The sequence below is a fragment of the Mesorhizobium sp. M2A.F.Ca.ET.042.01.1.1 genome (assembly GCF_003997405.1).
Lineage (GTDB): Bacteria > Pseudomonadota > Alphaproteobacteria > Rhizobiales > Rhizobiaceae > Mesorhizobium.
Map to the genome: position 1 here is coordinate 1 of NZ_RZRX01000325.1, position 5,729 is coordinate 5,729.

The following is a 5,729-nucleotide window of genomic DNA, read 5'->3' on the forward strand; positions in this document are numbered from 1 at the left end:
ACACGCATGCCCGCGCGGAATATCTCCCCACGCGCGCCGACGAAGTGATTTTAGCCAACGAGCGCGGCGAGATCTGTGAGGGCACGATCACCAATCTCTTCACCGATTTCGGCAACGGTCCTCTCGCCACGCCCCGCCTCGACTGCGGCCTTTTGCCTGGAATATTGCGCGGCGAGCTTCTGGACGAAGGCCGCGCCGTGGAAGCGATCTACAGCTTCGACGATCTGAAGGCGGCGAAGGCGATCTTCGTCGGCAACTCGCTGCGCGGGCTGATCCCGGCGCGGCTTGGCTGACCACGCTGGAGAGACAAACTGGATAACACCCAAACAGGCATCCGCCACCCGACCCATACACCCTATGACGGGTCCTCGAAACTCTTCAGCATCGGGCTGAAGCCGCTCGATTTCGACCGCTGGATCGAGGTCGACGAGTTCCTGCTGCCGCATCTCGCCGAAAAGCAGCGGCTCTACGCTGAAATCCCGGAAAAGGTCTTTGTCGAGGAAGACGGCACCCGTGAGGCTCAGCGCGAGGTGCTCGACCTGCTCGCCGCCCATCTCGAAGCCGCGCATCCCGTAACCCACCGCCGTAACGGAGCCGGTGTCGAGCCGGCCGGGTTCGAGGGTATAACCGACCGGCTGCCTCCTGCCTTGCGCGACGCGCCGTTCGCGAAGGCCTCGCTGCTCGTCCAGGAAGACCTGATCCTGATGCGCCGCGACGAGCGGGGCTGGCGGCTCGCCGCCGGCTCGCTGTGCTTTCCTTCATCCTGGTCGCTGCGGGAGAAATTCGGCAAGCCGCTGCAGCAGATCCACGAACCGGTGCCCGGCTTCGGACCCGGCACGCGGCCGGCCGAGCTCATCAACCGCATGTTCGACGGACTGCAGGGCCAGGCGGTCGAGCGCTTCAACTGGTCGATCCAAGCCGATGACAGGCTCTATCATCCGCTCTCCAATGTCGAGCGCATCGACCGCGCCACCAACCGCCCGAGCCGCTTCCCCGACGGCGACGTCAACGCCCATGCCTTCATACGCGTCGAACGCCAGACGCTGCGCAAGTTGCCAGTGTCGCGCGACATCCTCTTCACCATCCGCATCCATCTCGACCCGCTCAAAGTGCTCGCTGACCATCCGGACCGGGCGACATTGGCGGCCTCCTTCGCGGAGCAGCTCCTGGCCCTCGACCAGCAACAGCTCGACTACAAGGGCCTGACCGCCGACCGCGACCGGCTGGTTGCACTCCTCGGCCGCATGGCCGGATCGGCTTAACCACACGCCCAGAACGGCCTAGCCGGCGGTTGGCGCTTTTCGCTGGTTTATGACAATGATCTGTGGTGTAGCGCTTGGCCTTCGGGCCAAGGCGCCCGGTTTTGCGCGTGTTTGAAGGAGTGTGCGAAAAAATGGCGAATGAAAACTGGCCCGTTTACGGTGAAATCACCGGTCCCGTCGTGATGATCGGCTTCGGCTCGATCGGGCGGGGAACGCTGCCGCTGATCGAACGCCATTTCAAGTTCGACAAGTCGCGCATGACGGTCATCGACCCTCTCGACACCGACCGCAAGCTGCTCGACGAGCGCGGCATCGCCTTCATGCAGGACGCTGTGACCGAGAAGAATTACAAGAAGCTGCTGACGCCGCTTCTGACCAATGGCGGCGGCCAGGGCTTTTGCGTCAACCTGTCTGTCGACACCGGCTCGGTGGACCTGATGAAATTGTGCCGCAAGCTCGGCGTGCTCTACATCGACACCGTCGTCGAGCCGTGGCTCGGCTTCTATTTCGACGCCGAGGCCGACAATGCCAGCCGCTCCAACTACGCGCTGCGCGAGGCGATGATCAAGGAAAAGCAGGACAAGCCCGGTGGCCCGACGGCGGTCTCCACCTGTGGCGCCAATCCCGGCATGGTCTCGTGGTTCGTCAAGAAGGCGCTGGTCAACCTCGCCACCGATCTCGGGCTCGAGTTTTCGGAGCCTGCGCAGGAAGACCGCGAGGGCTGGGCGAGGCTGATGAACAAGGCGGGCGTCAAGGGTATCCACATCGCCGAGCGCGACACTCAGCGCACCAAGAAGCCGAAACCGATGAATGTGTTCTGGAACACCTGGTCGGTCGAGGGCTTCATCTCGGAAGGCCTGCAGCCGGCCGAGCTCGGCTGGGGCACGCATGAAAACTGGATGCCGAAGAACGGCAAGAAGCACAAGCACGGCTCCAAGGCGGCGATCTATCTGGAACAGCCCGGCGCCAACACGCGCGTGCGCAGCTGGTGCCCGACGCCGGGCGCGCAATACGGCCTGCTTGTGACCCATAACGAGTCGATCTCGATCGCCGACTTCTTCACCGTGCGCTCGAAGAAGGGCAAGGTCCAATACCGCCCGACCTGCCACTACGCCTACCATCCCTGCAACGACGCCTTGCTGTCGCTGGACGAGATGTTCGGCGCGGCCGGCAAGCCTCAGCCGGTCCACCACGTGCTCGACGAGAACGAGCTGGTCGACGGCGTCGACGAGCTCGGCGTGCTGCTCTACGGCCACGACAAGAACGCCTACTGGTATGGCTCGCAGTTGTCGCTGGCCGAGGCGCGCAAGCTCGCCCCCTACCAGAACGCCACCGGCCTGCAGGTCACCTCGGCGGTGCTCGCCGGCATGGTCTGGGCGCTTGAGAACCCGGCGGCCGGCATCGTGGAAGCCGACGAGATGGACTACCGGCGCTGCCTCGAAGTGCAGTCGCCTTATCTCGGGCCGGTCAGGGGCTACTATACCGACTGGACTCCTCTGGACAATCGCCCGGGCCTCTTCCCGGAAGACCTGGACAAGGATGACCCGTGGCAGTTCCGCAACATTCTGGTCCGATAGCGCCGGGACCGACCGGTGGCAGCGCCTTGCAATCGCCCGGAAATCGGGCGATTGAAGGGAGCGGACTGAGGAGAGGATTTTCAAGAATGACCATTGCGCGCAAACTGCTTTCGGCAGGCGCCGCGGCAAGCCTGCTGGCTGCGGCCGCCTGCACAACCACCGGCCCATCGGAACCACCGGGCGCAGCCGCGCCCAAGGGCGTCGAGGGCAATTGGATCGACGCCAAGGGCACCGGCCTGTCGACCTTCGCGGCCGGCAGCTTCACCACTGTCGCCACCGACACCGGCCAGAAGCTGTCGGAAGGCAGCTACACCATGACCGGACCGACCTCGGTCGAGATCCACGGCACCTCGCTGATCCGCCAGACGCCGGTCAGTTTCAACTGCCTGATGGTCTCAATCAGCCAGCTCAACTGCACCAGCGCCAGCGGCCAGAATTTCGTGCTGACGCGTCGGGCCTGAGGCTAGCAGACATCCATCAAAATGACGGCGGCGCGAGCCGCCGTCCTTTTTTGTGCCGGCAAACATCTCCCCGATTTGTGCTTGCATCGGCCGGGACCCGATGTGAACATGCCCCGAGGCCGACTGTTATTTTCCAGTCAAGCGAAGGCGTTAAGCACCGTTGAGGTCAGCTTATCCGGGAGACGCAGATGAAGAAGATTGCCGCCATCCTAGCCCTTTCCGCTTCGACGCTTGGCCTGTCGGCCGGCGTGTCCTTTGCCGACTACACGCTGAACATCCTGCATTTCAACGACTGGCACAGCCGCATCGAAGGCAACAACAAATACGAGTCGACCTGTTCCGCCGAAGAGGAGACCAAGGGCGAATGCATCGGCGGCGCCGGCCGGCTGATCACGGCGATCGCGCAGGAGCGCAAGAAGCTCGAAGGGCAGAACCTGCTCTTGCTCAATGCCGGCGACAGTTTTCAGGGCTCGCTCTTCTACACCACCTACAAGGGTGCGGTGGAGGAGGAGTTCCTCAACCAGATCAAGCCGGACGCGGTGACGCTCGGCAACCACGAATTCGACGACGGCGAGACGGCACTGGTGCCTTTCCTCGACAAGGCGAAGTTCCCGGTCGTCAGCGCCAATGTCGTGCCCAATGACAAGTCCGGCGCTGCCGGCAAGTTCAAGCCGTCGATCGTGGTCGAGGTCGGCGGCCAAAAGATCGGCATCATCGGCGCCGTCACCAACGACACGCCGGAACTCGCCTCGCCCGGCCCCAACATCGCCATCGCCGACGACGTCAAATCGATCACGGCCGAAGTCGAGAAGCTCAAGGCGCAGGGCATCAACAAGATCATTGCGGTCACCCATATCGGCTACAGGCGCGAGCGCGACGTGATCGCCAAAATCCCGGGTATCGACGTGGTGGTCGGCGGCCACAGCCACACGCTTCTGTCCAACACCGACCCGAAGGCCGAAGGCCCCTACCCGACCATGGTCGACAACCCCGACGGCTCCAAGGTGCCGGTCGTGCAGGCGGCGTCCTATTCGAAATATCTCGGCGAGTTCAAGGTCGTGTTCGACGACAATGGCAACGTCAAGGAAGCCAGCGGCGCCCCGATCTATCTCGACAAGTCGATCACGCCCGATCCCGCTGTCCTTGCCCGCATCAAGGAGCTCGGCGCGCCGATCGAGGCGCTGAAGAACAAGGAGGTGGCCGAGACCACCAAGGCGATCGATGGCAGCCGCGAGAATTGCCGCGCGCGGGAATGCGAGATGGGCAATCTCGTCTCCGATGCCATCCTCGACCGCACCAAGGGCCAGGGCGTCGAGATCGTCATCTCGAACGGCGGCGGCCTGCGCGCCTCGATCGACCAGGGCACGGTGACGATGGGCGAGGTGCTGACCGTGCTGCCGTTCCAGAACACGCTGGCCACCTTCAAGATCTCGGGCAAGGACCTCGTCGCGGGCCTCGAAAGCGGCCTCAGCCAGGTCGAGGACGGCGCCGGCCGCTTCCCGCAGGTCGCAGGGCTGAAATATTCCTTCGACAAGTCCGTCGCGCCAAACGCCGGTCGCGTCAAATCGGTCGAGGTGATGGAGAACGGCGCCTGGGCGCCGATCAATCCCGACAAGCAATATCTGGTCGCCACCAACAATTACGTCCGCCAGGGCGGCGACGGCTACAAGGTCTTCGCCGAGAAGGCCAAGGACGCCTATGACTACGGCCCCGGCCTGGAGCAGGTTGTGGCCGACTATCTCGGCGCGCATCGGCCCTATACGCCCAAGCTCGACGGACGCATCACCGAGATCGCGGCAACGACGGCGGCGGCTGAGCCGGCCAAGCCCGCGGAGCCGGCAAAGCCTGCCGAGACCGCTCCAGCAGCCACCCAGGCGCCTGCGGCCGAGGCGGCAAAACCGGCCGAGGCTGCGCCGGCAAGCGAGCCGGCGATGCCTGCTATGCCTTCCGGCTCCAGCGACATTGCCGGCACACCGCCGGCGGTTCCCGCTGAAACGGCGCCGGCCGCGGAACCGTCAAAGCCGGCCGAGACCGCCCCGGCGACCCCTGCTCCCGCCGCCGAGCCGGCCAAACCCGCTGAAATCAAGCCGGCGGAAACCAGCCACACCGTCGCGGCCGGCGATACCTATTGGGAGCTGGCCAAGAAAGCCTATGGCGACGCCACCAAATGGAAGCTCATCTCCGAGGCCAACAAGGACTTCAAGCCGCGTCGCCTGCCGCTCGGCGCGACGCTGACCATTCCGCCGGCGGCGAAGTAAGCGGTAGCCCAGAATTCATGGCACCCGCCCGGGCGAACCGGGCGGGTGTTTCTTTTCCGGTGCCAAACACGATAAGGTGCGGCCAGACGCAGCATTGAAAACCGGCAGGGCATCGCTAAAGCATGTCTCCCGACAGTAGGAACCGGTTTCGGGATAAAGACATGCGTAAAA

The 5,729-nt window shown here is 64.1% G+C and carries 5 protein-coding genes; all 5 read left to right on the forward strand.

Annotation, left to right across the window (positions count from 1 at the left end; translation table 11 throughout):
• Positions 1-293 (forward strand): aminotransferase class IV (locus EOA23_RS30690; RefSeq protein ID WP_189341767.1); only part of this gene is annotated, 293 nt, incomplete at its 5' end.
• 39 nt (positions 294-332) lie between these two features.
• Complete coding sequence (locus tag EOA23_RS30695; protein WP_127306880.1) at positions 333-1,262, forward strand: DUF3445 domain-containing protein; 930 nt, start codon at positions 333-335, stop codon at positions 1,260-1,262.
• 131 nt (positions 1,263-1,393) lie between these two features.
• On the forward strand, positions 1,394-2,839 hold the full coding sequence (locus tag EOA23_RS30700; RefSeq protein WP_127306881.1) for a homospermidine synthase: 1,446 nt from the start codon (positions 1,394-1,396) through the stop codon (positions 2,837-2,839).
• Positions 2,840-2,925: 86 nt separating this feature from the next.
• On the forward strand, positions 2,926-3,300 hold the full coding sequence (locus tag EOA23_RS30705; RefSeq protein ID WP_126059566.1) for a hypothetical protein: 375 nt from the start codon (positions 2,926-2,928) through the stop codon (positions 3,298-3,300).
• A 188-nt stretch (positions 3,301-3,488) separates the two neighbouring features.
• Positions 3,489-5,558 (forward strand): bifunctional UDP-sugar hydrolase/5'-nucleotidase, encoded by a 2,070-nt coding sequence (locus tag EOA23_RS30710; RefSeq protein WP_127306882.1) that lies wholly within the window; start codon positions 3,489-3,491, stop codon positions 5,556-5,558.
• The last annotated feature ends 171 nt before the right edge of the window (positions 5,559-5,729 follow it).

Bases quoted from the DNA above. Each gene is read 5' to 3' on its own strand.
- EOA23_RS30700 (WP_127306881.1), top strand. From the start codon at position 1,394: ATGGCGAATGAAAACTGGCCCGTTTACGGTGAAATCACCGGTCCCGTC.
- EOA23_RS30705 (WP_126059566.1), top strand. From the start codon at position 2,926: ATGACCATTGCGCGCAAACTGCTTTCGGCAGGCGCCGCGGCAAGCCTG.
- EOA23_RS30710 (WP_127306882.1), top strand. From the start codon at position 3,489: ATGAAGAAGATTGCCGCCATCCTAGCCCTTTCCGCTTCGACGCTTGGC.